Raw genomic sequence first — 24,545 nt, 5'->3', positions numbered from 1 at the left:
CACCCGTGTCAGCCCGGATGGCCTGTGGATCGAACTGCACGGGCGGTCGGAAGCAGGAACCCGCCGAGACGACTGCGCAAGGAGCCATCCATGCGTAGCGTGGTAGGAATCTCCGGCCTAAAGGCCGGGGAGGATGTCAATGCTTGTTTCCCGTACTGCTCAGCCACAGCCTCTGGCCGTTCCTGGAACGCACTACGCGCCCACCAGTAGCAAGCGCACCGTCTTGGCATGTAGCTGGCGCTGCTTTCTGACCGCTATCTTGGAGGTCTGAAACTTGAGCAGCGAGACAATAAACCAAGACAATAAACAATGTCAAATAATGTCAAAGAAAATGTCAAAGAATAAATGTCAAAGTTGTCCACCCAGAACCTGGCCGCCTTGGCGCTCATCCCGCAAGTCTTGAATGGGCCAACGCAAACAATGACTGCCACTTTCTGGTTTGGTACGGGACTGCCTTCGCCCAATCTGGTAGAGAAGGCAAGATGTGGTGAGTAGCTACTTGCATCCAGGTGGACGCTCGCCTTCTAAAGACTTCCTAGGGTGCGGTTATAAACAAACCGAGCTGTTCCCAACCACTGCTGCAGCGTCTGTCGCTGTTGTGCTGTCGGATACATCTCGTCCCCCAATCTTTTTGCCGGCGCCGGAGATGGAAACTTGCCGGTTGTCTCACCGCCATTTGGAATGGCCAACTGCAAGCCCAAAATCTGGGGGCGCGCAGGGAGGCCGAGACCTCCCTGCTTGTATACTTCTCTTGCGGCTGAGCTGAGCTCGAGGCCAAGCATGATCCCACCGCAAACTGCTATTCCCCAAGGGGCTGAGATCCTCTGCATCGGCACAGAATTGCTTTTGGGAGAGATCACCAATACCAATGCCCAGTACTTGGCAGCCGAGTTGGCGCAACTGGGGATCCCCCACTATTACCAAACGGTGGTGGGGGATAACGAGGCCCGCATTCACCACGCGCTGGAGGTGGCCTGTGGTCGTTCCAGCTTGATTCTGATCACCGGGGGTTTGGGGCCGACGCCGGACGATCTCACCCATGAGGCGCTGGCTTCCTTTTTTGGGGCGGAGATGGTGGAGCACCCCCAAGTGTGGGAAGAGATCCTGCAAAAGTACGGGCAGCGGGGCCTTGTGCCCTCGCCGAGCAATCGCAAGCAGGCTTTTCTGCCCCGGGGAGCGAGGGTGTTGCCCAACCCGCTTGGCAGCGCCTGTGGCCTCATCTGGCAGCCCCGGCCCGACCTGCACATTCTCACCTTCCCTGGGGTGCCGCGGGAGATGCAACACATGTGGCGGGAGACCGCCGTGCCTTATCTGCGCTCCATCGGCTGGGGAAAAGAGGTGTTCTACAGCCGGGTACTGCGCTATTGGGGCATTCCCGAATCGACGCTGGCCGAACGGCTGGGATCCCTGTTGGCGGGGGAAAACCCTACGGTGGCTCCCTACGCCAGCCAGGGGGAGGTACGCCTGCGGGTTACCGGACGTGCTCCCAGTCGTGAAGAGGCCCAAGCCTTGATCGCCCCGGTGGTGGAGCAGATTTTACAGATTTCTGGAGAAGACTACTTCGGCAGCGATGACGCCACCTTGGCCGGTGTGGTGGGAGAGCTGTTGCTGCAACGGGGTCAAACTCTGGCGGTGGCAGAATCCTGCACCGGCGGGCTGCTGGGGCAGTTGGTGACCGGGATCCCGGGCAGCTCCCGCTATTTTGTGGGGGGGATCGTGGCCTACGACAACCGCATCAAGGAGCAGCTTTTACAGGTGAATCCGGAAACCCTGCGACAGCACGGGGCCGTGAGCGAGGCGGTGGCCGCCCAAATGGCGCTGGGGGCCAAGCAAGTCCTGGGCTCCAACTGGGCCTTGAGCATCACCGGCATTGCCGGGCCAGAGGGAGGCACCGCCACCAAGCCAGTCGGTCTTGTGTATCTGGGCTTGGCGGATCCGCAAGGGAAGGTGGAAGTACACGAGTACCGGTTTGGCAGCCTGCGCGGCAGAGAGGGGGTGCGTTGGTGGAGCGCCCAGACGGCTCTGGATCGCTTGCGGCGGCGCTTGCTCTGCTACCCCCTTTAGGGGGGATCCAGTCTCTCGGGGTTGGATCCCTGAGTAAGCTGGGGGAGCAGATGGATCCAACCGATCTCCAGAAGCAGACCCTACCAGGCAAGGAGCAAGCCGATGATCCCCGATGCCGTCCAGGCGGGCAAGGAAGCCCTGCGGCAGGGCCGCCTGCAAGAGGCCATCCAACTTTTTGAAGGCTACCTGGCCCAATCCCGTCAGCAGGACAAAGCATTAGGGATCCCGGCAGACTCATCTGACGGCGAAGCCCTGGAAGCCCAAATGAACCTGGTGCGGGCCTACCACCAGTTGGGCCAGACGGAGAAGGCACGGTCCCTCTGCCTAGAGCTGCTGCAACACCCCAACCCCCAGGCGCAAGGCTGGGCCAAGAAGATCTTGCTTCGCCTGCCCACTGCAACAGAGTCCCTGGCTGCTCCGTCCGCCAAACCTGTCGAACCGCGTTCTGCTCCCCCAGAGGAGCCGTCTCCTGGAGCGGGATCCCTGTCCACCCGTCAACGGGCCGCCCAACTGGGTATGAAGATCCCCCTGCCGGAGCGGGCCGGCCCCCTGCATTGGGCCAAGTGGGGATCCCTGGGGGTGGGCATTGTCTTCCTTTGGTGGCTGAGCTTTGTGTTGGTAGGCAGCCATCTGGATTTTGGCCGGCTGAGTTTTCCGCGGCAGCTTTGGTTTTTGCAGGGGTTGCTGCCCTGGCTGCGCAATGGCCTGCGGTGGTTGGTGGCCGGCAGCCTGGCGGTCAACTTTGGAGTAGGCCTTCTCTTTTTTGCCCCCTGGCTGATGGATCAGCTCCACCAACGGCTGCACAAGTTGCGTTGGGCCAGGCTTGGCGAAATCGAACGCCACAGCCCCGAAACGGCGCGCCTGCTGCAGCGCATCTGTGCCCAAAACCAGCTAAAACAGCCCCGACTGGGGGTGATCCCGGATGCTGGGCCGCTGGCCTTTGTTTACGGCACTTTTTCTGATGGCTGCCGCATTGTGGTCACCCAAGCCCTGTTGCAGCAGCTTTCTGAGGATGAGATTGCCGCCGTCTACGCCCAGGCCCTGGGGCGAATTGTTAATGGAGATATCCTGGTCATGACCCTGCTGGGATCCCCGATTCAACTGGTTTACCTGGCCCTAGAGCAGGTGAGCCAACTGGGAAGCAAACGGCGGGATCTCATCGGGCATGTGGCCCCGCTGCTATACCTCATCTACACGGTGCTCTCCTACCCGCTGTTTTTCCTCTCCCGCCTGGGCACCTACCATGCCGACCATTTTGCTGTAGAGGCGACTGGCAACCCGAACGGGCTGATTGCTGCTCTGCTCAAATCGGCTGCTGGCCTGCAGGAGGCCCACAAAAACGACCGCCGACCTTCCTCGCTGTTGCACTGCACCCGCCTGTTCAGCTTTTTGGACTTCAAAACCATCGCCGCTGCCAGTGCTGCCGCCCGCCTCCAGGATCCCTCCCAAGCTGGCCAAGTCTTTCTTTGGGATCAAATCAACCCTTGGGCCCGCTGGATGCAGGTCAATTCCAGCCATCCGCTGCCGGGGCACCGCTTCAAGGTCTTGGCGGGATATGGAGAGCGGCTGCGCCTCCTGCCGGAGCTGAGCCTGGGATCCGGGTCCAAATTGGATGTGGCCCGCCTGCAAAGCCGGTTTTGGCTGGATCTGGCCATCTACGCAGCCGAAGTGGTCGGGATCCTCATTGGCTGGCTGGTGGGGCTGATCCTCTACCTGCTGCTGCAAAACCGTCTCGATCCCAAGGTGATCGCGGCAGCAGCGGTGGTGGGCTACGGGGTGGGCTTGTGGGCCAAAGCGGGGTTGATGTACGGGGGATCCCTGCCGGCAAGGCCGACGGATGTGCTCAGCTTGCTGGCGGATCCCGACGCGGATCCCCGCCGCGGACAATGGGTGGAGCTGGAGGGGGAGTTGGTGGGACTGGGCCCCTCCGGCTATCAACTGGGGGCAGAGCTGAAGCTGCAAGAGGCCACAGGGCTGATCCCGGTGCGCTTTACTTCCCCTTTGGGGCCGGTGGGCAATGTCTTTTCCGGCCTGAAGCGGATCCGCGCCCTGGTGGGCCGGCGCGTCAAAGTGGTGGGCTGGTTCCGCCGCGGCAATACTGCTTGGGTGGATCTGGCCTACGTCCAGGTGGGATCCAATAAGCTGCACAGCCGACCGCGCCTTTGGCTGGTTGTGTTCGGCTTGGGAGTCATCCTGCTGGGGATTTGGGGGGCGTTCTATTTCCCCAACTTGGCCTCTTACCTGCGGCGGTGGTGAGCCAGGCTGATACATTTACGCTGAACACTGCTGAACATCACTGTTCAACTATGCAGCGATAGCATTCTGTTTGTTTCCAACCAGAATGGCGGTATCCCGCAAAGCTTTGAGTAGAATACCCAAAGCGCAGTTTCCGTGTCGTCTTACTACCAATTTTCTGCTTTGCTTTGGCTACCATGTTGGCAGACTCGAAAGTAAACAGAAAGATCAACTGGTAGTAATCCGTACTGAGCATATTATACATTATTTTCAGTATAGTTGAGCTTATTATTGACTAGAGTCATGCTCTCTTCCAGTTGGCTGAGAAAACTAGCGGCGAGAGGGCGTTAACTGTGCCTTGCGCAGGCGCACCGACTGGGGCGTGATCTCCACCAGCTCATCCTCGCCGATGTATTCCAAAGCCCGCTCCAGGGTCATCTCCACCGGCGCTTGCAAGTGCACCAGCTCCTCCCCGCCCGCAGCCCGGTGGTTGGTCAGTTGCTTGGTCTTGCAGACGTTCAGCTCCAAGTCTTGGGGACGGTTGTGCTCGCCCACGATCATGCCCTTGTAAACGCGGGTACCTGGCGTAATAAAGAATACACCTCGATCTTCCGCATTCTTGAGGGCATAGGTAGTGGCCACCCCTTCTTCAAAAGCAATCAGCACCCCGTTGCGGCGCATTTCCATCTCAGAGGTCAGGGGACGGTATTCCAAAAAGCTGTGGCTCATGATCCCCTCGCCGCGGGTGATGCGGATAAACTCCCCCCGAAAGCCGATCAGCCCTCGCGCCGGGATGACGAACTCCAACTGGGCCCGACCATCGGATCCCACCATCATGTTCTGCATTTCTCCCCGCCGTTGCCCCAGCCGCTCGATGCAGGCCCCCACCGTTGCTTCCGGCACATCCAGCACCAAACACTCATAGGGCTCATAGGGCTGGCCGTTGACCTCGCGGAAAATTACCTTCGGTTGCCCCACCTGAAACTCATAGCCTTCCCGCCGCATGGTTTCCAGCAAGATGCCCAGGTGCAGCTCGCCTCGCCCCGACACCAAAAAGCGATCCGGCGAATCGGTTTCTTCCACCCGCAGCGCCACGTTGGTTTCCAACTCCCGCATCAGGCGCTCCCGCAACTGTCGCGAGGTAACGAAGGTACCCTCCTGGCCGGCAAAGGGAGAATCGTTGACACCGATCATCACCTGCAATGTGGGCTCGTCCACTTTGATGAGCGGCAGAGCCTGGGGATTCTCGGGAGAGGTGAGGGTGTGGCCAATGTTGGCCTCGGCAAACCCCGCCACAGCAACAATGTGGCCGGCGGTAGCTTCCGTCAGCTCGATGCGCTGCAGCCCCTGAAAGCCGAACAGCTTGGTTACTTTGCCCTTGGCAATGGATCCATCCTCTTTCACCACTGCCAATGGATCCCCCAGGCGGATGGTGCCGTTGTGGATCTTGCCGATCACAATCCGGCCCAGGTATTCCGAATACTCCAGCGTGGTGACCTGCAGTTGCAGCGGCTTGCCGGGATCCCCAATGGGAGGTGGGACATGCTTGAGGATGGCCTCGAAAAGAGGCTTCATATCCAGGGATCCGCTGTACTTCCCTTCCAGAAAGTCTTTGAGATGAGCTTCTTCCAGGGCAAAGCCGCGCAACCCAGAGGCAAATAGATAGGGGAAGTCGCACTGGTCTTCGTCTGCCCCCAGCTCCAAGAACAAATCCAGCACCTTGTCGACGGCTTTGTAGGGCTCGGCGCGAGGCCGATCAATCTTGTTGACCACCACAATTGGGCGCAGGCCCTTCTCCAAGGCTTTGCGCAGCACAAAGCGGGTTTGCGGCATCGGGCCTTCGTTGGCATCCACGATCAACAAGCAGCCCTCCACCATCCCCAGCACCCGCTCCACCTCGCCCCCGAAATCGGCGTGGCCAGGGGTGTCGACGATGTTGATCAAGGTTTCGCCGTAGCGGACGGCTGTGTTTTTGGCCAAGATGGTAATGCCCCGCTCCCGCTCCAGCGTGTTGGAGTCCATCACACAGGTGGGAATGTCTTCCCCCTCCCGAAAGATGCCCGCCTGGCGCAACAGGGCATCCACAAGGGTAGTTTTGCCGTGGTCGACGTGGGCGATGATGGCAACGTTGCGGATGGGGAGTGACATATTAACCATTGACCAGCAGGATGTCGCCCTACAAGCAGGAGTGCCTTAGGGATTTCTTTACAACTCTAACGCAAAGGAGCGTTACGTTGCTAAACACTCCTGGCTTTGGGCTTAGCCCCAGCACTCCCAAAGGGTTATCCCGACTGCCTCAATATCCAGAGGGATCCCCTACATATCGGCGCCGCGCAGATAGAGCAGCAGGATGACCGCCGGGCCTGCCAAGACAATCAAGGCCAGCAGGGCCAACTGCACAAAAACTTCGTATTGTCCGAACATAATCCCAGATCCTGTGGCTTACGCTTTGTATCCTAAGGGGTGCCCTCCACCCCAGATGGGAGAGCTGTTACAATTCTTCAAGTCATGCGCTCTTCGCCAAGGGATCCCTAGCGCTCCTGCTGGGCTTGAAACACCACCGGATCCAGGTTGAACAGTTCCTGCAAGATCCGCATGGCTGCCCGCCGCGCCTCAATATCCCGTTTGGCCCGCAGTTGCACCATCGGGTCGTGCAGGATCTTGTTGACGATGCCGCGGGTCAAGGCGTCAATCACCTCCAGGTGCTTCTCGGCAAAGTCCTTGCCCAGACGGGAGAGAGCTTTTTCCATCTCCTGCTCGCGGATGGACTCCACCTTGTGGCGCAGGCTGGAAATGGTGGGCACCGTCTCCAGAGAACGCCACCACTCCATGAATTGATCCACCTCTTCTTCCACCAGGGCTTCGGCAGCCAGAGCCAGCTTTTGCCGTTGGGCGCGGTTTTCTTCCACGATGCGGGAGAGGTGATCCACATTGAACACCTGTACCCCCTTCAGCTTTTCCACATCGGGATCGATGTTGCGGGGCACAGAGATATCCACCAACAACAGCGGCTGATCTGGCTGCAGCACCCCTGCCAGTTGCTGGTAGTTCAGGATCGGCTGGGTGGCGCCGGTGCTGGTGAAGACCAAGTTGGACTCGGCCACGCTGCTCAGCAGCGACTCCCAGGGCAACACTTGGATCGGCTGCTCGAATTGCTTGGCCAGGGCTTCGGCTCGCTCCAGGGAGCGGTTCACCACCGTGATATCGACTGCCCCCTTGGCCAACAGGTGCTGCACCAACAGACGGGCCATTCTCCCCGCCCCCACCACGGTAACCTTGCCCTGAGAGAGGGATCCCTGCTCTTGCAGAGCCAACTCCACCGCTGCCGAGCTGATGGACATGGCGCCGGTGCCGATCTCCGTTTCGGTACGGACGCGCTTGCCGGCGGTGATGGCCGCCTTAAAGAGGCGATTGAGGATGCGATCCATGCCGTTGCAGGCTTGGCCCAGTTGCTGGGCTTTTTTCACTTGCGAGAGGATCTGCCCTTCTCCCAGCACCAAGCTATCTAGCCCGGCAGCCACCCGCATCAGGTGGGTTACGGCATCCTGGTAGAGAAGGGTAAACAGGTGCGGACGCAGTTGGGGCAAGGGGATCCCTTTCAGCTCAGCCAAGAACTGCATCGTCTGCCGGACACCACTCTCCATTTCTGAGGTGACGATGTAGACCTCCAGCCGGTTACAGGTGCTGAGGATCGCAGCCTCCTCAATGTGGGGGTGGGTGCGAAGCTGCTGGATCGTCTCTCCCACCTCCGCCTCCGCGATGCTGAGGCGCTCCCGAATCTCTACGGGAGCTGTGCGATGGCTAAGACCGACAACCGCGATAAACATGCCTCTCCGTCGTCTGTACAGCAACAGCAAAAGTTATTAAAAACAAAAACTCTGAACAAAAGCAAATATTGTTTCAGAGAGAAAGCAAGAGCTGTGACCGATACGAGGGGATCCCTTGACTCGGTTCCAGCAAGCTTAGGTAACTTTTCTCAGCCTACCTAAACCCTAAGACCAGTATCGAACCGGTTTTGCCGGATTTTGCTGAAGAGTTATTACGTTTTCACGGGTTGGGGCTTGATAGATTTCGTAACTTTCCCAAAAAGGCAAGGGCGACCTCCAGCAGGGGAAAGCCGCCCCGATCTGCGAGGATGTTAGATAGGGATCCCTTAGCGCAGCTGCAGGCCGCGGGGCTGTTGGCCGTCTTTCATGTGGATGGTGTCCACAAAGCGCACCGTGCGGGATTGGCTGGAAATCACCAAGGTCTCGGTGCGGGCCCCACCCCCAAAGAAACGTACCCCGCGCATCAAGTCACCATCGGTGATCCCGGTGGCAGCAAAGAGCACTTCCTTGCCACTGGCCAGCTCCTCACACTCCCACACCTTGTCGGGATCCTCAATGCCTTTTTCTTTGAGTTCCCGTCGCGTTTCCTCCACAGGCGGCAGGTAAGTGCCCGCCTGAACTACTTCGGGATCGTAGATCAGCCGACCTTGGAAGTGGGCGCCCAAGCACCGCAGAGCAGCTGCCGAGATCACCCCCTCAGGAGCAGCCCCGATCCCCATCAGAGCATGAATGCCGGTGCCGTTGAAGCCCGCCGAGAGAGCCGCCGAGATGTCGCCATCGGTGATCAGCTTCACCCGTGCCCCCGCCTCTCGAATTTGGCGAATCAGATCGAGGTGGCGCTTGCGATCCATGACCACCACCGTCAGATCCGATACCTCCCGATCCAGGCTTTCGGCGATGATCTTGAGATTTTTCTCTGGCGGATAGTCGATGTGCACCTTGCCCTTGGCCTGGGGCGGAGCTGCCAGCTTTTGCATGTAGATGTCCGGGGCGTGGAGAAGGCCGCCTTTCTCGGAGATGGCCAGCACCGCCATGGAGCCATTTTGGCCTTTGGCCACCAGGTTGGTGCCCTCGCAAGGATCCACAGCAATATCGATCTCCACCAGCTCTTCCACACGGCAGAACTGCTCAGCATCCGGGCGGGTACAGATGCCCACTTCTTCGCCGATGTAGAGCATGGGGGCCTCATCGCGGGTTCCTTCCCCGATGACGATGCGACCGCGCATAGGGATCTGGTTGAGTTTTTCCCGCATGGCCTCTACAGCCACCTGATCCGCAGTCTTGTTGTCCCCTTTGCCCATCCAGCGGGCGGCGGCAATGGCAGCCTGCTCCACGACTTCGATGATCTCTAGCCCCAACTTGTTGTCCACGATGTGCCCCCTTGCTGATCTCGGAATGGTGAAGGCCAACTTAAGGATATCTTCAGACTCTTCCCCTCAGTTTACCAGGGCAGGCTTCTCCTCGGGATCCCATTCTCTCAACCCCAATAAGCTGAGAGAACAAATCTCCCAAAGCCAGTCAGGAAGAGCGATCCCCGTCTTGGCGGCTTACTATTGCCGCTTGGGGATCAGGGATGGTAGCCTATTTTAAGGGCAATAAGTTTTTCTTAACACCATTAAAAAAACGCAATGAAAAGATACGCTTTTGTCAACCGTTCCGGACAGGTTCAGGTGATCCGCACGATCCCCGGCCACTGGGAGCGCACCCTCTTCCCCGGCCAGCAGGCGATCTTTGAGGCGGAGCCGGACGACTATCTGGAAGTTTACAGTTGCTGCTGCTCCACCACCATCCTGGAAGAGCGCCGCCCCTGTCGCTATCTGGTGGATTCTTCCTCGCCTGAGGTTGACCTCTACCTGTGGTCATCTTCGCAACGGGGAACTCTGGCGGATGCGTTGAATGGTTGACAGGCTCTAGCGGCTGGCTGCCCCATAGGGGCAAGAGGACTGGGTTTGCCCAGGATAACTAGATTGGGGATCGCTTCTCCTGAGGCCGATCCCCGGATTTTTCAGAGGGCGGATGCGGATCTGGAGAAGGGGCATCGGGGGGACGGGTCAGGCAACTGTCCCGCGCAGCATTGCGAAAGGTATCGATGCGCTCCACGCAATTTTGATGGCCGCAATAGGGGCAATACAGGCGATCCCCAGGTTGGGGCTCCACATCGGCCTGGCTCCACCACCGCCGACAGCGGTCACAACAGAAGTGATAGAGGAACTCCAGCGCCACCCTCATGACAACAGGATCCCTTGCAGAGCCGAACCGATCAGCATGGAAAAATGGGGATTATCCGGATCCCAGCAGTTGGGATCCCTCCCTAGCCCTCGGATTAAGACAAACTCATTATGAGTATGGTATGTTAGGTTTGGTTTACATTTGCACTTTACCGCAAGGAGCGTTGATTTATGTCTCAGGAAGGATGCCTGCGAGTGGGGCAGCCCGCTCCCGATTTTTCCGCCACCGCCGTCTATGACATGGAATTCAAGACGGTGAAGCTCTCCGACTACAGGGGTAAGAAGTATGTGGTGCTGTTCTTCTACCCCTTGGACTTCACCTTTGTCTGCCCAACGGAGATCACGGCCTTCAGCGACCGCTATGACGACTTTGCCAAGCTGGATACCGAGATCCTGGGTGTTTCAGTGGATAGCGAATACTCTCACCTGGCCTGGATTCAAACCGACCGCAAAGCCGGAGGGGTGGGTGAGCTGAGGTATCCTCTGGTCTCTGACCTGAAAAAGGAGATCAGCGCTGCCTACAATGTCCTGGATCCGGAAGCGGGTGTGGCGCTGCGCGGCCTGTTCATCATCGACAAAGAAGGGATCATCCAGCACGCCACCATTAACAACCTGGCCTTTGGCCGCAGTGTGGATGAAACCTTGCGCACCCTGCAAGCCATCCAATACGTGCAATCTCACCCCGACGAAGTTTGCCCGGCCAACTGGCAGCCCGGCCAGAAAACCATGCACCCCGACCCAGTGAAATCCAAGGAGTTCTTCGCGGCGATTGCCAAGTAGGTTGGCCCCTGGGATCCCTGGCTACATATAGGAGATCCCCAGCGCTTCCGGGCGTAGCTTCAGCTCAAGGTGGGCTGGAGCTTTTTTGTCGAAAACAGGCAAGCAAAAGATCCCCCGACCTTGCTAGGGGATCCTGAAACCCAGTAGGGAGCGAAGCTGTGGGGAGTTCAATCCCAGGGTTTCCCGCCGGTGAACTTGTAGGTAATCGGCTCTTTGTTTTTGCCGATGTTGCGATCCACTTTGCCGACGGGCTCACGGCCTTCGTTGACCTTCTCGGGAAAGACGCCGTCTTTGGGATGCACCAACACAGGCTCCCCCCCCGCGGGAATGCGGAAGATCTGGTAGTCGTTGATCTTGTAGTCGGATCTCAACTGGGCACCCAGCGCCAAACACTGCTCTTTGCGGGCAAAGGTGAGAAAGTTTTTGCCTTCCACCATCTCAGCAGCGCCGCCGGTGGGCATTTCAAACACCTGCCCCGGCTTGCCCGTCCAGGTAATGACGTATTTTTCTTCGGTTTCGGCTGCGCTCAACAGCCCTCCGGTGGATCCCCCAAATAGAGGCAGCTTTGCTCCCTGACGAGGATCGCCTTCCATCACAGCCATAGTCTACCTTTCTCAACTCGTTGTGGTTTGCGGTGGTTTGCCTTGTCCAAACCGCGGTTTGCGGCGCGAAGCACTTTGAATCTACCACTGACTCGATTTTTGGCCCCAGTTCCGCCTGGGAACTGTAATCTTTCGTAGCAGACTGGCTGGCCCTCAGACGGATCCCTGGGCGCCCTGTAGGCCACCATAGAACAAGCCGGAGACTTACGGCTCTCTGGAAAAGGAATAGCGCCCATGGCTCAGTGGTCACTCCATCCCAGCTCGCAATCCAATGCCAGGGTCATTCTCATCCCCACCGCCTTTGGCCACGACACTCAGGCTCCAATGGCCATTCTCAACGCCGGTTCAGAGCTGTGTGCCTTCGAGCCGAGGTTGGGGATCGATGTGGATAAGCTGGCGGTGGCGCAGTTGCCGGGGCTGGTGGATGAGCCTCCCTACGGCATGTGTGAGGCGGCGGTGACTCAAGCTTGGAGACGACAACAATGGCCGGTGCTGTTGCCTTCGGTCTTGGCCGCCAGTTGGGGGGCCATTCGTGCCCTTTGGAAACACCACCCAACCCTGAGCGTGGTGCATTGCAGCGCTCATGCCAATCTGATGCCGCCGCCGGAGATGACCCAGCCGGATCAAGATACAAGCTATGGCAGTGCTGCCTGGGTGGAGTTGCTCTATCAGCACAAGCTGCCGGTGATCCATGTGGGATTGCGCAGCGGCAGTGCGCGGGCCTACGCATGGCTGAAAGCCCACCACAGCCCAATATTCTGGGCCCAAGATGGCTGGGATCCCCAGCAGGTGGTGGCCTCTTTGCCGGATCAACCGGTGTTTTTGGTGGTGGACTGCAGTGTGTTGGATCCTTCCTTGGCGCCCGCGGTGCATCACCCAGAGCCAGGGGGGGTGAGTTGGCCGCAACTGTTGCAGACCTGTGAGGCCATCTTTGCTGCTCGTCCTGTGGTTGGCCTTTCACTGGGAGGGGTGGCGGTGGGATCCGCAACGCGGCAAACCGCTCGTGTGGTGGCCCGCCTGCTCAATTGGTTGCTGGCCTGCTATGCCCTCCACTCCCTGAAGGTGACTGCTCAACCGCAACCTGCCCAGACTGTTTAAGCTGCTCAGGTCTGAACATTCATTTGGGATGGTCGAATGAACCTCTATCGCCGAATAATCTTCCCGCAACTGTTGGATCTGGCCCTCTCGGGGGAACGGATGGAGCGCTATCGGCGGCAGCTTCTGGCCCATGTGCAGGGAGCTGTTCTGGAGATTGGTTTTGGCACCGGCCTCAACCTACCCTGCTACCCAGAGCACATTCGCAAGATCACAGGGGTAGATCCCAATCCTGGCATGGGATCCCTGGCTCGTCGGCGCATTGCCTCTTCTCCCATCGCCGTTGATTGGCAAGTGGCGGATGCCCAGGAACTGCCTTTTCCAAGCCAGAGTTTTGATAGCGTGGTTAGCACCTGGACATTGTGCAGCATTCCTAATGTGGCCAAGGCTTTGAGAGAGATCCGGCGGGTGTTGCGAGCAGGGGGAAAGCTGTTTTTTCTCGAACACGGCCTCAGCGAGGATCCCCAGGTGCAAAGATGGCAAAATCGTCTCAACCCCCTCCAAAAAGTGATTGCAGATGGCTGCAACCTCAACCGAGATATGGCCCGGTTGATCCGAGAAGCGGGGTTTCGGTTTGAGCAACTGGAGCGGTTTTATATGGCCGACCAGCCCAAGTTTATCGGCTACACCTATCAAGGCATAGCACTCCCTGACCCGGAAGGAAGCTGCGGATCCCAGGGGGCTTGAGCAGCCACCAATTTTCCAACAGCTCTCTACCTGTTCGCCTTTCTAATCACATAGTCTAATCACACAGTTGCAGACGGGATTGCGGCTGCCGCATGGCCGGGTCGATCTCGTAGGTCAGCTCAAAGTTGATCACCCGCCAGCGCTGAGGGGATCCACCCCTATCCTCTGGGATTTGGGAGCTGAAGCTGACGGGCAAGCCATAGAGGCGAGGTGGGCCAGGACGACGGTGGGATCCCTGCTCCAGATAAGGGGTGAGCAGCTGGCGGTAGCGCTCGGCCACGATCACCTGAGTGGCTCGCATCCCTTGCATGCGCAGCCGATCCAACTCTTCATGAATCTCAAAACGGATCCCATCGGCGTGGGTGTGCTGACGAAACCAGCGACCTTCCCAAAAGCGCCAGCGCCGTCCGGATTGCAGGTGTACCAGCTCCTCTTGTTCGGCATCCGCCTCAAACGCACCGTGGCGAGGGCAGAGGTAGGTATCGGTCAGGGTGAGGGCCGCAATCGTTTGCCGACAGTGGGGGCACTGAATGCTGGGGCCGAAGATCGGGTAGGAAAAGGCAACAGTCATAGGAAACCCCACAAAACGCGGCTGGATATCTGGGCAAATCCGCAGTTGTCCACATTATAGATGTTGCCTTTTGGGGATCCCCATGACAAAACCGGAGGAGATCTTCTAAATTAGGAGGTAGGGGGGATGCGCTCGAAGTCTGTACTGATTCTGGGCGAGCCTCAAGGAGCTCCGCGATAGCAACGGGGAGTGGGTGGTACCCACTTCTTTGCTTTTTGAGGGGGCTTACTGTCCCCTTTGCCGGCTCCGGCTCCAAGGGGTTTGGATCTGGCGGCAACACCCGGTTGGTGACAAGTTGGTTATGGTTCACCCTCTTATTCCACAGTTGGAGAGCTTGGCCCGTCCCTTGGCCGCTCAACTGGGATACCAGTTGGTGCAGATGGTTTTCCACACCAACCAGCATCCGCCAGTTCTGCGGGTGGATATCCGCCCACTGGATCCCGACCGAGAAACCAGCCATGCCGATTGCGAAGCCATGAGCCAAGCCTTGGAAGTCGAGCTGGATCGGGTGGATCTGATCCCCGGCCAGTACGTGTTGGAGGTGTCCAGCCCTGGCATCAGCAACCTTCTCACCAGCGATCGCGACTTTGTGGTTTTCAAGGGATTCGCGGTGGAGGTGACCTTGGATCCACCCTACAAGGGCAAAGCCGTTTGGTCAGGACACCTGCTGGGTCGGGATGAGGAGAGGGTTGCCTTATCCCTCAAGGGGCGGCGAGTTCAGTTGCCCCGCGCTTCGGTGCAGCGGGTTGCCCTCTCATCGGAAACTGACTAGGAGACCGGAGATAGAGAGAGCGTTTGACCGCAGGTGGTGCGGCCCTCCCTTCGCATCAGAGATGCGGGTTCAGTTCCCGCTGTGGAGCAATAGCAACAGCAAGTTTCACGAAGTTTGTGCAGGAGGACAGTGGTTATGGCGATGGTGCCTCTGCCGGGTTTGGCGGAAATGGTGGAGATGATCTCGCGGGAGCGCAACTTGCCCCGCCATGTGGTCACCGATGCCCTGCGAGAGGCGCTGCTCAAGGGCTACGAACGCTACCGCAAAACCATCCAGCGAGATGTGGTCTTTGCAGAAGACCACTTCCGCAATTTCGATGTGGAGTTGGATGTGGAGGCAGGAGGCTTTCGCGTTTTGGCCACCAAAGCCATCGTTGAGCAGGTGCAAAACCCCGACCATGAGATCTCTCTGTACGATGTGCAGCAGGATTACCCAGAAGCCGAAGTAGGCTGGGAAGTCACAGATGATGTCACCCCACAACAGGCGGAATTTGGCCGCATGGCGGCCATCCAAACCAAGCAGGTGCTGGCGCAAAAGTTACGGGATCAGCAGCGCCGTCTGATTCAGGAAGAGTTCCGCGATCTGGAAAAAACCGTACTGCAGGCACGGGTGCTGCGCACCGAGCGGCAGACGGTGATCATGTCGGTATCCAGCGGTTTCGGACAACCTGAGGTGGAAGCAGAACTGCCCAAGAAGGAACAGCTGGCCAGCGATCGCTACACTCCCAACGCGGTGATGAAGGTCTATCTCAAGAAAGTCTATGAGGGATCCCGGCGGGGGCCACAGCTTTTGGTTTCCCGGGCCGATGCTGGCTTGGTGGTGAACCTGTTTGCCAACGAGGTGCCAGAAATTGAAGAGGATATCGTGCGGATTGTGGCAGTGGCGCGGGAGGCCAACCCCCCTTCCCGAAATGTGGGGCCACGTACCAAGATTGCGGTCGATACGGTGGAGCGGGACGTGGATCCAGTGGGGGCCTGTATTGGCGCGAGGGGATCCCGGATTCAGGCGGTGGTAGCGGAGCTGCGCAACGAGAAAATCGATGTCATCCGCTGGTCGCCGGATCCTGCCACCTACATTGCCAACGCCCTCAGCCCGGCCAAGGTGGTGGAGGTGCGGCTAGTGGATCCGGAAATCCAGCAAGCTCATGTGTTGGTCAACAGCGACCAGCTCAGTTTGGCCATTGGCAAAGAGGGGCAAAATGTGCGCCTGGCAGCCCGCCTCACCGGTTGGAAAATCGACATCAAGGAAGTGGAGAGCTACCGCGCAGCGCTGGAGGAAGCCCAAGCCCAAGGGCTGCCCTATCCCTTCATCACTCCAGCGGCACTGGAGCGCTTCCGGCGGCGGGCCGAACGGGCTGCTTTGGGCCTAGAGGATGAGGAATACGAAGAAAAGCGCCGCTTGGAGGAAGAGGAGCTGGCGGGAGACGAGAGGCTGGAGGAAGACTGGGCTGACGAGGACGAGGACTTCGACTACGACGCCGAGTTCGACATTGCCCAGCCAAAAGGGTAACCCTCTATTCTCACTCTGCCCGTAGAGAGTGGCTTCTATTGGAGGTCTGGGCCTTGGGATGAGTCTTGCTGCATGGGGTCACGGTTTCTATCCTGAAGCAATGTATTGAGCAGCAGAGTTCTCATGGTTTGGGCGCTTCGAGGCAGCATTCGCGAAGTGCGCTGCAGGCATATCTCCTTATTGAGTTCTCCTCGCGGGGTTTCCCACCAATTGGCTAAGCTGGAGAGGCAGGTACATCAAAACTCCTCTAAGCCGGAACTCAAACCTCAATCCAACACAGCGGGATCCCTTGGCTAGTTCAGAGTTTGCCCTGGAGCAGTTGCTCTTTGCCCCGGCCACGCCTGACCCCGACGCAGTGCGGGTGATCTATGCCTTTCCCAACACCTACGCAGTGGGGATCACCAGCCTGGGCTATCAAGTCATCTGGAGTCTGCTGGCCAGCCGCCGAGATGTGGCCGTCTCCCGCCTCTTTACGGATCTGGCTGAACCCCTGCCCCGGGAGCCGGAGCTGTTCGGCTTTTCCCTATCCTGGGAGCTGGATTATGTCCATATCCTGGCTCTGCTGGAACGGCACGGGATCCCTCCCAGATCTGAGGAGCGGGAAGAAGCCCACCCCTTGGTCTTTGGCGGCGGCCCGGTACTGACAGCCAACCCTGAGCCCTTTGCCGAGTTTTTTGACCTGATCTTGCTGGGGGATGGGGAAGGTCTTCTGGAGAAGATGATTGAGATCTATCGGCAGGTGCGCCAGGGATCCCGGGCTGAGAAATTGCAGGCGCTGGCGCAGGTGCCAGGGATCTATGTGCCCGGCTTGTATGAACCCCAATACCGGCAGCCCGACGGCCCGGTGGAGAAGGTGCTCCCCAAAGTGGCCGGGATCCCTAGCTCCATTCGCAAACACACCTTCCGCGGCAACACCCTCTCGGTTTCCACAGTAGTCACCCCCAAAGCGGCCTGGGAGAGCATCTACATGGTGGAGGTGGTGCGCAGCTGCCCGGAGATGTGTCGGTTTTGCCTGGCCAGCTATCTCACCCTGCCTTTCCGGGTGGCGGATGTGGAGGGGCATTTGATCCCGGCGGTAGAGCGGGGGCTGCAGGTCACTCAGCGGATTGGGTTGCTGGGGGCTTCTGTAACCCAGCACCCCCAATTTGAGCAGTTGCTGGAGCACTTGGCCCAGGATCGCTTCGAGCAGGTGCGTCTCAGTTTGGCCTCGGTGCGCACCGCTACCGTAACCCCACGTCTGGCGCAGGTACTCTCCCGCCGGGGCAGCCAGTCCATTACGGTGGCCATCGAAAGTGGCTCAGAACAACTGCGCCAGATCATCAACAAGAAGTTAAGCAACCCGGAAATCTTGGCAGCAGCAGCCCACGCCCAGGCTGGAGGTCTGAAGGGCATTAAGTTCTACGGCATGGTAGGGATCCCGGCGGAAACCCAGGCGGATTTGGAGGCCACAGTAGCCCTTTTCCAAGAGCTCAAAAAAGCGGCTCCCGGCCTGCGCCTGACGCTGGGTTGCAGCACCTTTGTGCCCAAAGCCCACACCCCTTTTCAGTGGCACGGAGTGGATCCCCAAGCCGAGAAAAAACTGCAGTTTTTCCAGAAACACCTGCGTCCCTTGGGGGTGGAGTTGCGCCCGGAAAGCTATAGCTGGTCCGTGATCCAGGCCCTCATCTCGCGAGGGGATCGGCGGGTGGGAAAAGTCTTGCAGTTGGCGCGGGACTTTGGCGAATCTTTGGGGAGCTACCGGCGCGCTTTCAAAGAGCTTAAAGGGCAACTGCCGCCCCTAGACTACTACGTGCACAGCCACTGGGATCCAGCGGATCCCTTGCCTTGGCAACACATCGAAGGGCCCCTCACCCCAGAGCGACTGTTGCAACATCGCCAGGAAGCTCTTTCTGTTCGCATCCCTTAGAGATGTCTATTGGGGTTGTTTGCAGGCCGCAATGCTGCTGGCAATGACCGCCTCGGTTTCGGCCAAACCTTTCCAGCCCAAGATCTGGGTTTCTTTCTTTTCCAGGCGCTTGTAGGTGGCGAAAAACTCCGCGATCTCATCCAGGCGGTGCTGGGCGATGTCTTCCAGCTTGGTCACCGAAGCATAGCGGGGATCCTTGGCAGGCACACACAGCAGCTTCTCATCCGGATCCCCGCCATCGATCATCTGCAACATGCCCAAGGGTCGCACCGTGACCACACACCCTGGGAAAGTGGGCTGATCCATGATCACCAAGCCATCCAAGGGATCCCCATCCCCGGCCAGCGTGTTGGGCACAAAGCCGTAGTCATAAGGGTACTGCACCGAGGAGTAGAGCACCCGATCCAGCGCCATTGCTCCCATGTCTTTGTCAAACTCATACTTGTTTTTGCTGCCGCCGGGAATCTCAATCAAGAGGTTGAGCAAGCCGGGCTTGGGTTGGGCAGGGATCCGCGACAGGTCGATCACAGCAAGCACCCTCGGATTGGGAATAGACAGCCAGAGGGTATTCTGACATACTCCTTGCCCCAAAGGACAGAGACTCTTGACACTTGCCGGGAACAGGCGGGACGAAACCCTTAGCCGCCTTCACATTGCTTCACATTATTTTCTCCACGTCTGGCTTAGCGTCGCATCTTCCTCGACGAGATGGGAGACTGGGTTTTCTCTCCCCCTTTCCCTCAGCAGGCCCAGAGCCGCCTGGAAGGATAGGGTTCCGGGTCCGGCTTCCTTGATTGGCTCAGACATACTCCCCGGGCAAGATTCGAACTTGCGACCAATCGGTTAACAGCCGACCGCTCTACCGCTGAGCTACCGAGGATCAAGTGTTTCTCATCATAGGGGAAAAAAGGACTGCTAGGCAACTGCCGATGAGGGGTTCTGGTTTGGCCTTGGGATCCCTGCTCAGTGGAGCGGGCTTGATTTTGCTCAATTGCTCGCCTTTCTCAGGTCTATCTGACGGATCCAGGGGACAAACCCTGAAAACGCCCTCGTCAACCGAACGGAAGCCATTACAATGGTTACGGACATTTGCCAGCGCCCCTCATGGACTTCGGAGTCGGATTTCTCTCCAACAACGTCATGCTGCCGATCCTGGATTTTTTCTACGGGATCGTGCCCAGCTACGGACTGGCCATCATCTTCCTGACGTTGGTGATCCGCTTTGCCCTCTACCCGCTCAATGTGGGATCCATCCGCAACATGCGGCGCATGAAGGTGATCAGCCCGGTGATGCAGCGGCGGATGCGAGAACTCCAGGAGAAATACCGAGACGACCCGCAAAAGCTTCGCGAAGCCCAGGCCAAGCTTTATACCGAGCTGGGGGCCAATCCTTTGGGGGGCTGCCTGCCACTGCTCATTCAAATGCCGGTGCTGTTTGCCCTGTTTGCCACCCTGCGGGGATCCCCCTTTGCAGCGGTGACCTACGATGTCAACTTGCAGATCCTGCCGGCGGAAGTGGCGGCTGAGGTGGTGCCCGCCCCCTACGTCAGCTCCAGCAAGAACATTTTTGTCACCGACTCTCTTCACAAGCCGGTGGTGCTGGTGGAACCCAAAGGCACCAAGATTGCCGTCGGGGAAGAGGTGCAATTTTTGCTTCAAGGGCCGGGGGGCAAACCTTTTGAGCAGTTGGTGGCCGAAGCGGGCGGGGATCCCAATCTGTTACAGCCCACCTGGAAGATCACCAAAGGGGAAGATCGTGCCCAGATAAAGCCGGATGGCACCTTGCTGGCTCTGCAGCCGGGGGATGTGACCGTGCAGGTGTCTATTCCCGGTTTGGCCTCTGACACCGGCTTTCTGTTCATCGACAAGTTGGGTCGTGTGGGGGCCTTCGACGAAGATGGCACCATCCACTGGGATATCATCGCCATGATCGTCATCTTTGGGGTGTCCATTTACCTGAACCAGTACCTAACCAATGCCGGACAGGATACCGGCAAAGAGGATCCCAGCCAAAGTTCCATGGCTCGGATCACCCCTGTGCTGTTCTCGGCGATGTTCCTGTTCTTCCCTCTGCCGGCAGGGGTTTTGCTCTACATCCTCGTCTCTAATATCTTCCAAACGGTGCAGACTTTCCTGCTCTCGCGGGAGCCGTTGCCGGAGAACTTACAGCAGTTGGTGGAAGAGGAGCGTCGTCGGGCTGCCCAGACGATAACGGTGGAGGCCAAGGAAGTGGAGAAATCGACCAAGCCCAGACCAGCCAAGGAGGGACGGGAATCCTTGCCCTTTGAGCCCTAGGGGATCCTCGCTGTTGGGGTGGACTTGTGGTGGAGTGTTGATACCTGATACATTTACGCTGAACACTGCTGAACATCACTGTTCAACTATGCAGCGATAGCATTCTGTTTGTTTCCAACCAGAATGGCGGTATCCCGCAAAGCTTTGAGTAAAATACCCAAAGCGCAGTTTCCGTGTCGTCTTACTACCAATTTTCTGCTTTGCTTTGGCTACCATGTTGGCAGACTCGAAAGTAAACAGAAAGATCAACTGGTAGTAATCCGTACTGAACATATTATACATTATTTTCAGTATAGTTGAGCTTATTATTGACTAGAGTCATGCTCTTCAAAGTTGGAAGCTGCCCAGGATGAGCCGTCCTAAGTCTTCTACGGGATCTGCTGCTAAGAAATCTGAGGGAACCGTTGCCCCTTCGCCAAACAAGTCCACCTTTGCGGCCAATCAAGAGCGAGCCAGGCAGTGGTTACAGCAGGTGCTGGCGGCTATGGGGATCCCAGCGGCGGTGCGGGTGGTGGGGGAGGTGCTGGAAATTGAGGCAGACTCTTTGACCCCAGCTCAGAAGCGGCTGCTGTTGGCGAAAGCCCCCCCCTTGCCCTCTCCATCTTCCAGAGATTCCCCTCAAGAGGAGGATCGCTCCCCCGTGGTGCTGGATGCGTTGCAGTACCTGGCCAACACCCTTCTCAACCTGAACCAGCCGGAAGACCAGCAGCAGCCCTACATTTTGGATTTGGACGGCTATCGGCAGCGGCGTTTGCAGGAGCTGAAGGTTTTGGTTGCCGCTGCTGTGGAAAAGGTGAGGGCCACTGGCCGGGAATACGAGTTTCCCGATCTCTCGGCTGCCGAGCGTCGGCAAATTCATACTCTCTTGAATGACCCTGCCTATGCCGATCTGGAAACTTTCAGCCGTGGCAAAGAGCCTGACCGGCGCTTGGTTATCCGTCGGGCAGCTTCCCCATCTTGAGAGTGGGCAGAGGGCTGGGAACAAGTTGGCCCTCTTGCTACGGTGACGACAGGGATCCCTGCTACCCAAAACGCGTGAAGGGGGGTGCCATGCTGAGGCCAATTCGTCTATCGGATCTGCGGCAGATGCCCGGTCAAACCCAAGAATTGCAGTTTAGGCAGTTTTTTTCGGGCTTTGAGAGTTTGACCCCTGTGGAGGGATCCCTGGAAGTCAGCCATCGGGGCCATTTTCTCGAAGTGAGTGCTGAAGCTCGTACCATTGTCACCCTCACCTGCCACCGCTGCCTACAGCAGTTCAACCACCGGCTGCACCTGGAAGTTGAGGAGATCATTTTGATTCGGGATCCCGAACCTCTCCCCTTGGAGCTGGAATTGCAAGACGAAGAAGATCTGCTGGAGAGCCTGCCCCCCAATGGTGAGCTGGATGTCGAAGACTGGATGTACCAGCACCTGCATTTGGAGATGCCCCGCCAGTTGCCCTGCCGTCCCGATTGTCCGGGCATTGCGGTGGAAGCTACAGCACCAACGGCGGATCCCCGCTGGGCAGCCCTAGCTTCTCTCCTGGAAGACTCTCCCTAGCTTTTTTGATGTTGCGCCCACAAGTTCTCTGGCGTTTTGCTCGACCCCACACCGTCTACGGCACCAGCGCCAGCGTGGTGGGCCTCTACCTGTTGGCGGGGTTTGTGGCTGCCGGATCCCTGCAACCGGTTCTCTCGGCGCTGCCCCAGTTGGTCTGGGCTTGGGCGGCCTGTCTGGCGGCCAATGTCTACATCGTCGGCTTGAATCAACTGACGGATATTGAAATCGACCGCATCAACAAACCCCATTTGCCCTTGGCTGCTGGATCCCTGAGTTGGCGACAGGGGGTGGGGATCGTCGTGGGTTGTGGGGTGGCGTCCGTCCTGCTGGCCATGGCTGGGATCCCCTACCTGCTGCTGACGGTGCTTTTGAGCAATGGGATCGGCACGGCCTATTCGCTGCCCCCCTTGCGGTTGAAGCGTTTTCCGCTGGCAGCCTCGGCTTGCATCTACAGCGTGCGGGGTTTGATCGTCAATTTGGGCCTTTACAGCCATTTTCAGCAGGTGATGCAGGGAAGGGTCGAGCTTTCGGCTGCGATTGTTTGGCTGACGGGGTTTATGTCGATTTTTGGGCTGGTGATCGCCCTTTTCAAAGATATTCCCGACATGGAGGGGGATCGCCAGTTTGCCATTGCCACCTTCTCGCTGCGCTTTGGGCCAGGGCGGATCTCAAGGTTTTGCATTAGCATTTTGGCCTTGTGCTATCTGGGATTTATCGGGGTGGGGATCTCTTTTCTCCTTGCGGGCAACGGCCTCTGGCTGTTGGTGAGCCATGTGTTGGGGCTGGGGATCCTCTTGGGCTATGGTGTTCATCTGGATCTCAACCGCCGAGATGCGATCGTTGGCTATTATCAACTGATCTGGAAGTTGTTTTACTTGGAGTATTTGCTTTATCCCTGGGCCTTTTTCTCTTTTTTCTAGAGCATTTTCCTGGAGGTAACGATCTCCCCAAACTCAGACAGGAAAAAATCTAGAGATACCGCCTCATTTGCACCCGAAAGCGGCCTTTTTTCGTTTCGGCTACCTCTTCGATTTGCAGCCGACCCCGACCGCGAATGGCAATCCAATCCTGAGGGCCAACGGTGTAGCTGGCTTGGGTAATGGGCTTCCAATTGACCCGCACTTCCCCCCGTTGGATTTCTTCCACCATCTTGCTGCGGGAGATGCCAAACCCAGCTGAGGCTACCGCATCCAGGCGCAAAGAGGCTTCCACGCTGGTGATGGATTTGACGCGGGGGGGTTGAATGTTCAACTGGCTCAGGAGGATCCGGCTCACTTTGACAGGCACTGTGCGCACCTGAGTCAGGTTTAGGGTGAGGTAATCCACCATTTCGGGCACAACGATGGCCTGGGCGCCTGAGTCCCCCAACAGGAGGATGTCTCCCACTTTCTCGCGGGCGATGCCGGCTCCCAAAAGGGCTCCCAGAAAATCGCGGTGGGTAGCCGGGTCGAAGAGAAAGTTGCCCTGGATCTGAATGGCGGCCAATGGGATCCCTTCTGGGTCGGGCTTGGGATCCCGGACATCTAGGCCCACCTCAGAGCGGGCCAGGGCTATGCGTTGGCGTTCTGCTTGGGGGTACCCTCCCCAGGCCCCCACTTGTAGTTCGGTCAAGTTGCGCAGCCGAGCTTGCACCTCCGCTATTTCGGGTGGGGAAAGGAAGTCGCTCCAGACCACTTGCCAGGTTTTGAGAGCTTGCTCTCCCAAATCCAAGACCCGTGCCAAGGTTTCTCGATGCTCTGCCCCTCGCAACAAATCGGCTCTGGGTAGCATTTGGGGTGCTTCGACCTCTGTGGTTCAGTCCCGTTTTTTCCATGCTAAGCTAGATAGCCGGAATCACGGCGGGCGTAGCCAAGCGGTTAAGGCAGAGGATTGTGGATCCTCCATTCGTGGGTTCGAGTCCCATCGTCCGCCCTTGAGGGAAATCGCGAAAATCCAGTCAGGGCAAGGGCTGCAGAGGCCAGTCCATCTATCTAGACCCTGACAAACGAAAACAGACAACACCCTATCTGGACGCAAAAATCGTGAAGGTATTCGTCAAGGTGATCTGGAGCACCTGCCTCTCCCTCTCAAAACAAGCTCTGCTGTGGTCTTTCAGGTTAGGGTGAGCTTCTGGCCCCCTGCATTATTGCTCCGCAACGCCGACGCGAGCAACGTTTTGGGTGTGGGCACAGTATCCTAGTTTGAATCGAAATGACCATGACGCTCTGCTTGCGGATGGACTCACCAAATTTTCGGGCTGGAGGCCCGCACCATAGCCGCAGGCTTGGTGTCGGGAGGAAAGCCCGCCTGCTAGTCAAAGCCTGGATGAGCTACGATAGGCCCATGAGCCAGACTATATCGGTACGTTGCAAGCTGATAGTCCCTGTAGAGTTGCGTCAAGAAATTGACCGCACTTTGCAGGGCTTTGCGAATGCTTGCAACCAGATTCTCGACAC

Annotated in this window: 23 protein-coding genes, 2 tRNA genes and 2 pseudogenes; 15 read left to right on the top strand and 12 right to left on the bottom strand. The window is 58.1% G+C overall.

What is annotated here, in order from left to right:
• Nucleotides 1–524: 524 nt before the first annotated feature.
• Nucleotides 525–614: a helix-turn-helix domain-containing protein gene (locus ACVWYY_RS12790; RefSeq protein WP_457440739.1), complete on the bottom strand. Its 90-nt coding sequence runs from the start codon at nucleotides 612–614 to the stop codon at nucleotides 525–527.
• Nucleotides 615–780: 166 nt separating this feature from the next.
• Here ACVWYY_RS12790 and ACVWYY_RS12785 point away from each other — a divergent pair, with 166 nt between their 5' ends.
• Nucleotides 781–2,064 carry a competence/damage-inducible protein A gene (locus ACVWYY_RS12785; RefSeq protein WP_414331859.1) on the top strand — a complete coding sequence of 428 codons (1,284 nt, stop codon included), beginning with the start codon at nucleotides 781–783 and terminating at the stop codon, nucleotides 2,062–2,064.
• A gap of 102 nt (nucleotides 2,065–2,166) precedes the next feature.
• Entirely contained in the window at nucleotides 2,167–4,320 is a 2,154-nt protein-coding gene (locus ACVWYY_RS12780) for a M48 family metalloprotease (RefSeq protein ID WP_414409132.1), read from the top strand.
• 309 nt (nucleotides 4,321–4,629) lie between these two features.
• On the opposite strand, the gene typA is transcribed toward ACVWYY_RS12780, so the two are convergent.
• The 4 genes from typA to glpX all read right to left on the bottom strand — a co-directional run bounded on the left by typA (nucleotide 4,630) and on the right by glpX (nucleotide 9,496).
• Nucleotides 4,630–6,447 (bottom strand): translational GTPase TypA, encoded by a 1,818-nt coding sequence (typA, locus tag ACVWYY_RS12775; protein ID WP_414409133.1) that lies wholly within the window; start codon nucleotides 6,445–6,447, stop codon nucleotides 4,630–4,632.
• Nucleotides 6,448–6,615: 168 nt separating this feature from the next.
• Nucleotides 6,616–6,723 carry a photosystem II reaction center protein Ycf12/Psb30 gene (gene psb30 / locus ACVWYY_RS12770; protein WP_011433833.1) on the bottom strand — a complete coding sequence of 36 codons (108 nt, stop codon included), beginning with the start codon at nucleotides 6,721–6,723 and terminating at the stop codon, nucleotides 6,616–6,618.
• Nucleotides 6,724–6,830: 107 nt separating this feature from the next.
• Complete coding sequence (locus ACVWYY_RS12765; RefSeq protein WP_414329178.1) at nucleotides 6,831–8,126, bottom strand: glutamyl-tRNA reductase; 1,296 nt, start codon at nucleotides 8,124–8,126, stop codon at nucleotides 6,831–6,833.
• A 326-nt stretch (nucleotides 8,127–8,452) separates the two neighbouring features.
• A complete protein-coding gene (gene glpX / locus ACVWYY_RS12760; RefSeq protein ID WP_414342167.1) occupies nucleotides 8,453–9,496 on the bottom strand; it encodes a class II fructose-bisphosphatase in 1,044 nt (347 codons plus the stop codon).
• A 258-nt stretch (nucleotides 9,497–9,754) separates the two neighbouring features.
• Here glpX and ACVWYY_RS12755 point away from each other — a divergent pair, with 258 nt between their 5' ends.
• Nucleotides 9,755–10,030 (top strand): DUF1830 domain-containing protein, encoded by a 276-nt coding sequence (locus ACVWYY_RS12755; protein ID WP_414409135.1) that lies wholly within the window; start codon nucleotides 9,755–9,757, stop codon nucleotides 10,028–10,030.
• A 58-nt stretch (nucleotides 10,031–10,088) separates the two neighbouring features.
• On the opposite strand, the gene ACVWYY_RS12750 is transcribed toward ACVWYY_RS12755, so the two are convergent.
• Nucleotides 10,089–10,355, bottom strand: coding sequence for a hypothetical protein (locus tag ACVWYY_RS12750; RefSeq protein ID WP_457403741.1), 267 nt, complete (start codon nucleotides 10,353–10,355; stop codon nucleotides 10,089–10,091).
• Between the two features lie 170 nt (nucleotides 10,356–10,525).
• Here ACVWYY_RS12750 and ACVWYY_RS12745 point away from each other — a divergent pair, with 170 nt between their 5' ends.
• Complete coding sequence (locus ACVWYY_RS12745; RefSeq protein ID WP_011433828.1) at nucleotides 10,526–11,134, top strand: peroxiredoxin; 609 nt, start codon at nucleotides 10,526–10,528, stop codon at nucleotides 11,132–11,134.
• Nucleotides 11,135–11,301: 167 nt separating this feature from the next.
• On the opposite strand, the gene ACVWYY_RS12740 is transcribed toward ACVWYY_RS12745, so the two are convergent.
• On the bottom strand, nucleotides 11,302–11,727 hold the full coding sequence (locus ACVWYY_RS12740; RefSeq protein ID WP_011433827.1) for a photosystem I reaction center subunit II PsaD: 426 nt from the start codon (nucleotides 11,725–11,727) through the stop codon (nucleotides 11,302–11,304).
• Nucleotides 11,728–11,970: 243 nt separating this feature from the next.
• On the opposite strand from ACVWYY_RS12740, the gene ACVWYY_RS12735 reads away from it, so the two are divergent.
• The gene (locus tag ACVWYY_RS12735; protein WP_457403742.1) at nucleotides 11,971–12,834 is read left to right on the top strand and encodes an arginase family protein; all 864 of its coding nucleotides are present in this window, start codon (nucleotides 11,971–11,973) and stop codon (nucleotides 12,832–12,834) included.
• A gap of 36 nt (nucleotides 12,835–12,870) precedes the next feature.
• Nucleotides 12,871–13,518, top strand: coding sequence for a class I SAM-dependent methyltransferase (locus ACVWYY_RS12730; protein WP_457403743.1), 648 nt, complete (start codon nucleotides 12,871–12,873; stop codon nucleotides 13,516–13,518).
• 55 nt (nucleotides 13,519–13,573) lie between these two features.
• Here the strand turns inward: ACVWYY_RS12730 and ACVWYY_RS12725 are convergent, their stop codons facing one another.
• The gene (locus ACVWYY_RS12725) at nucleotides 13,574–14,089 is read right to left on the bottom strand and encodes a TIGR02652 family protein (RefSeq protein ID WP_011433824.1); all 516 of its coding nucleotides are present in this window, start codon (nucleotides 14,087–14,089) and stop codon (nucleotides 13,574–13,576) included.
• A 301-nt stretch (nucleotides 14,090–14,390) separates the two neighbouring features.
• Here ACVWYY_RS12725 and rimP point away from each other — a divergent pair, with 301 nt between their 5' ends.
• From rimP to ACVWYY_RS12710, 3 genes are all read left to right on the top strand, one after another.
• Nucleotides 14,391–14,861 (top strand): ribosome maturation factor RimP, encoded by a 471-nt coding sequence (gene rimP, locus ACVWYY_RS12720; protein ID WP_011433822.1) that lies wholly within the window; start codon nucleotides 14,391–14,393, stop codon nucleotides 14,859–14,861.
• Between the two features lie 135 nt (nucleotides 14,862–14,996).
• Nucleotides 14,997–16,370, top strand: a complete 1,374-nt coding sequence (nusA, locus tag ACVWYY_RS12715) for a transcription termination factor NusA (RefSeq protein WP_457403745.1) — start codon at nucleotides 14,997–14,999, stop codon at nucleotides 16,368–16,370.
• A 289-nt stretch (nucleotides 16,371–16,659) separates the two neighbouring features.
• On the top strand, nucleotides 16,660–18,276 hold the full coding sequence (locus ACVWYY_RS12710) for a B12-binding domain-containing radical SAM protein (RefSeq protein WP_457403746.1): 1,617 nt from the start codon (nucleotides 16,660–16,662) through the stop codon (nucleotides 18,274–18,276).
• A gap of 6 nt (nucleotides 18,277–18,282) precedes the next feature.
• On the opposite strand, the gene ACVWYY_RS12705 is transcribed toward ACVWYY_RS12710, so the two are convergent.
• Nucleotides 18,283–18,801 (bottom strand): inorganic diphosphatase, encoded by a 519-nt coding sequence (locus ACVWYY_RS12705; RefSeq protein WP_414409161.1) that lies wholly within the window; start codon nucleotides 18,799–18,801, stop codon nucleotides 18,283–18,285.
• Nucleotides 18,802–19,084: 283 nt separating this feature from the next.
• Nucleotides 19,085–19,156: transfer RNA gene (locus tag ACVWYY_RS12700), tRNA-Asn, on the bottom strand.
• 224 nt (nucleotides 19,157–19,380) lie between these two features.
• Here ACVWYY_RS12700 and yidC point away from each other — a divergent pair.
• Nucleotides 19,381–20,571: a membrane protein insertase YidC gene (gene yidC, locus ACVWYY_RS12695; protein ID WP_457403747.1), complete on the top strand. Its 1,191-nt coding sequence runs from the start codon at nucleotides 19,381–19,383 to the stop codon at nucleotides 20,569–20,571.
• A gap of 86 nt (nucleotides 20,572–20,657) precedes the next feature.
• On the opposite strand, the pseudogene ACVWYY_RS12690 reads toward yidC, so the two are convergent.
• A pseudogene (locus tag ACVWYY_RS12690) lies at nucleotides 20,658–20,841 on the bottom strand (hypothetical protein); the annotation flags it as partial.
• Between the two features lie 79 nt (nucleotides 20,842–20,920).
• Between ACVWYY_RS12690 and ACVWYY_RS12685 the strand changes: the two are divergent.
• The 3 genes from ACVWYY_RS12685 (at nucleotide 20,921) to ACVWYY_RS12675 (ending at nucleotide 23,030) form a co-directional block, all read left to right on the top strand.
• Nucleotides 20,921–21,532, top strand: coding sequence for a Jag family protein (locus ACVWYY_RS12685; RefSeq protein ID WP_414413913.1), 612 nt, complete (start codon nucleotides 20,921–20,923; stop codon nucleotides 21,530–21,532).
• Nucleotides 21,533–21,621: 89 nt separating this feature from the next.
• Nucleotides 21,622–22,110 carry a YceD family protein gene (locus ACVWYY_RS12680; RefSeq protein WP_414381600.1) on the top strand — a complete coding sequence of 163 codons (489 nt, stop codon included), beginning with the start codon at nucleotides 21,622–21,624 and terminating at the stop codon, nucleotides 22,108–22,110.
• Nucleotides 22,111–22,118: 8 nt separating this feature from the next.
• Complete coding sequence (locus ACVWYY_RS12675) at nucleotides 22,119–23,030, top strand: homogentisate phytyltransferase (protein ID WP_414409144.1); 912 nt, start codon at nucleotides 22,119–22,121, stop codon at nucleotides 23,028–23,030.
• A 49-nt stretch (nucleotides 23,031–23,079) separates the two neighbouring features.
• Here the strand turns inward: ACVWYY_RS12675 and ACVWYY_RS12670 are convergent, their stop codons facing one another.
• Complete coding sequence (locus ACVWYY_RS12670; protein ID WP_457403748.1) at nucleotides 23,080–23,880, bottom strand: photosystem II S4 domain protein; 801 nt, start codon at nucleotides 23,878–23,880, stop codon at nucleotides 23,080–23,082.
• A gap of 68 nt (nucleotides 23,881–23,948) precedes the next feature.
• Here ACVWYY_RS12670 and ACVWYY_RS12665 point away from each other — a divergent pair.
• A tRNA-His gene (locus ACVWYY_RS12665) sits at nucleotides 23,949–24,021 on the top strand.
• A 411-nt stretch (nucleotides 24,022–24,432) separates the two neighbouring features.
• Nucleotides 24,433–24,545 (top strand): annotated as a pseudogene (locus ACVWYY_RS12660) (RNA-guided endonuclease TnpB family protein); the annotation flags it as partial.

The organism is Thermostichus sp. MS-CIW-34 (assembly GCF_054060435.1).
This window is presented reverse-complemented; position numbering and strand designations above follow the sequence as displayed.

What these genes read in the sequence shown, in the direction of transcription:
- ACVWYY_RS12790 (WP_457440739.1), bottom strand. Translation starts at nt 614, where the DNA reads ATGTATCCGACAGCACAACAGCGACAGACGCTGCAGCAGTGGTTGGGA.
- ACVWYY_RS12785 (WP_414331859.1), top strand. Translation starts at nt 781, where the DNA reads ATGATCCCACCGCAAACTGCTATTCCCCAAGGGGCTGAGATCCTCTGC.
- ACVWYY_RS12780 (WP_414409132.1), top strand. Translation starts at nt 2,167, where the DNA reads ATGATCCCCGATGCCGTCCAGGCGGGCAAGGAAGCCCTGCGGCAGGGC.
- typA (WP_414409133.1), bottom strand. Translation starts at nt 6,447, where the DNA reads ATGTCACTCCCCATCCGCAACGTTGCCATCATCGCCCACGTCGACCAC.
- psb30 (WP_011433833.1), bottom strand. Translation starts at nt 6,723, where the DNA reads ATGTTCGGACAATACGAAGTTTTTGTGCAGTTGGCCCTGCTGGCCTTG.
- ACVWYY_RS12765 (WP_414329178.1), bottom strand. Translation starts at nt 8,126, where the DNA reads ATGTTTATCGCGGTTGTCGGTCTTAGCCATCGCACAGCTCCCGTAGAG.
- ACVWYY_RS12755 (WP_414409135.1), top strand. Translation starts at nt 9,755, where the DNA reads ATGAAAAGATACGCTTTTGTCAACCGTTCCGGACAGGTTCAGGTGATC.
- ACVWYY_RS12750 (WP_457403741.1), bottom strand. Translation starts at nt 10,355, where the DNA reads ATGAGGGTGGCGCTGGAGTTCCTCTATCACTTCTGTTGTGACCGCTGT.
- ACVWYY_RS12745 (WP_011433828.1), top strand. Translation starts at nt 10,526, where the DNA reads ATGTCTCAGGAAGGATGCCTGCGAGTGGGGCAGCCCGCTCCCGATTTT.
- ACVWYY_RS12740 (WP_011433827.1), bottom strand. Translation starts at nt 11,727, where the DNA reads ATGGAAGGCGATCCTCGTCAGGGAGCAAAGCTGCCTCTATTTGGGGGA.
- ACVWYY_RS12735 (WP_457403742.1), top strand. Translation starts at nt 11,971, where the DNA reads ATGGCTCAGTGGTCACTCCATCCCAGCTCGCAATCCAATGCCAGGGTC.
- ACVWYY_RS12730 (WP_457403743.1), top strand. Translation starts at nt 12,871, where the DNA reads ATGAACCTCTATCGCCGAATAATCTTCCCGCAACTGTTGGATCTGGCC.
- ACVWYY_RS12725 (WP_011433824.1), bottom strand. Translation starts at nt 14,089, where the DNA reads ATGACTGTTGCCTTTTCCTACCCGATCTTCGGCCCCAGCATTCAGTGC.
- rimP (WP_011433822.1), top strand. Translation starts at nt 14,391, where the DNA reads ATGGTTCACCCTCTTATTCCACAGTTGGAGAGCTTGGCCCGTCCCTTG.
- nusA (WP_457403745.1), top strand. Translation starts at nt 14,997, where the DNA reads ATGGCGATGGTGCCTCTGCCGGGTTTGGCGGAAATGGTGGAGATGATC.
- yidC (WP_457403747.1), top strand. Translation starts at nt 19,381, where the DNA reads ATGGACTTCGGAGTCGGATTTCTCTCCAACAACGTCATGCTGCCGATC.
- ACVWYY_RS12685 (WP_414413913.1), top strand. Translation starts at nt 20,921, where the DNA reads ATGAGCCGTCCTAAGTCTTCTACGGGATCTGCTGCTAAGAAATCTGAG.
- ACVWYY_RS12680 (WP_414381600.1), top strand. Translation starts at nt 21,622, where the DNA reads ATGCTGAGGCCAATTCGTCTATCGGATCTGCGGCAGATGCCCGGTCAA.
- ACVWYY_RS12675 (WP_414409144.1), top strand. Translation starts at nt 22,119, where the DNA reads ATGTTGCGCCCACAAGTTCTCTGGCGTTTTGCTCGACCCCACACCGTC.
- ACVWYY_RS12670 (WP_457403748.1), bottom strand. Translation starts at nt 23,880, where the DNA reads ATGCTACCCAGAGCCGATTTGTTGCGAGGGGCAGAGCATCGAGAAACC.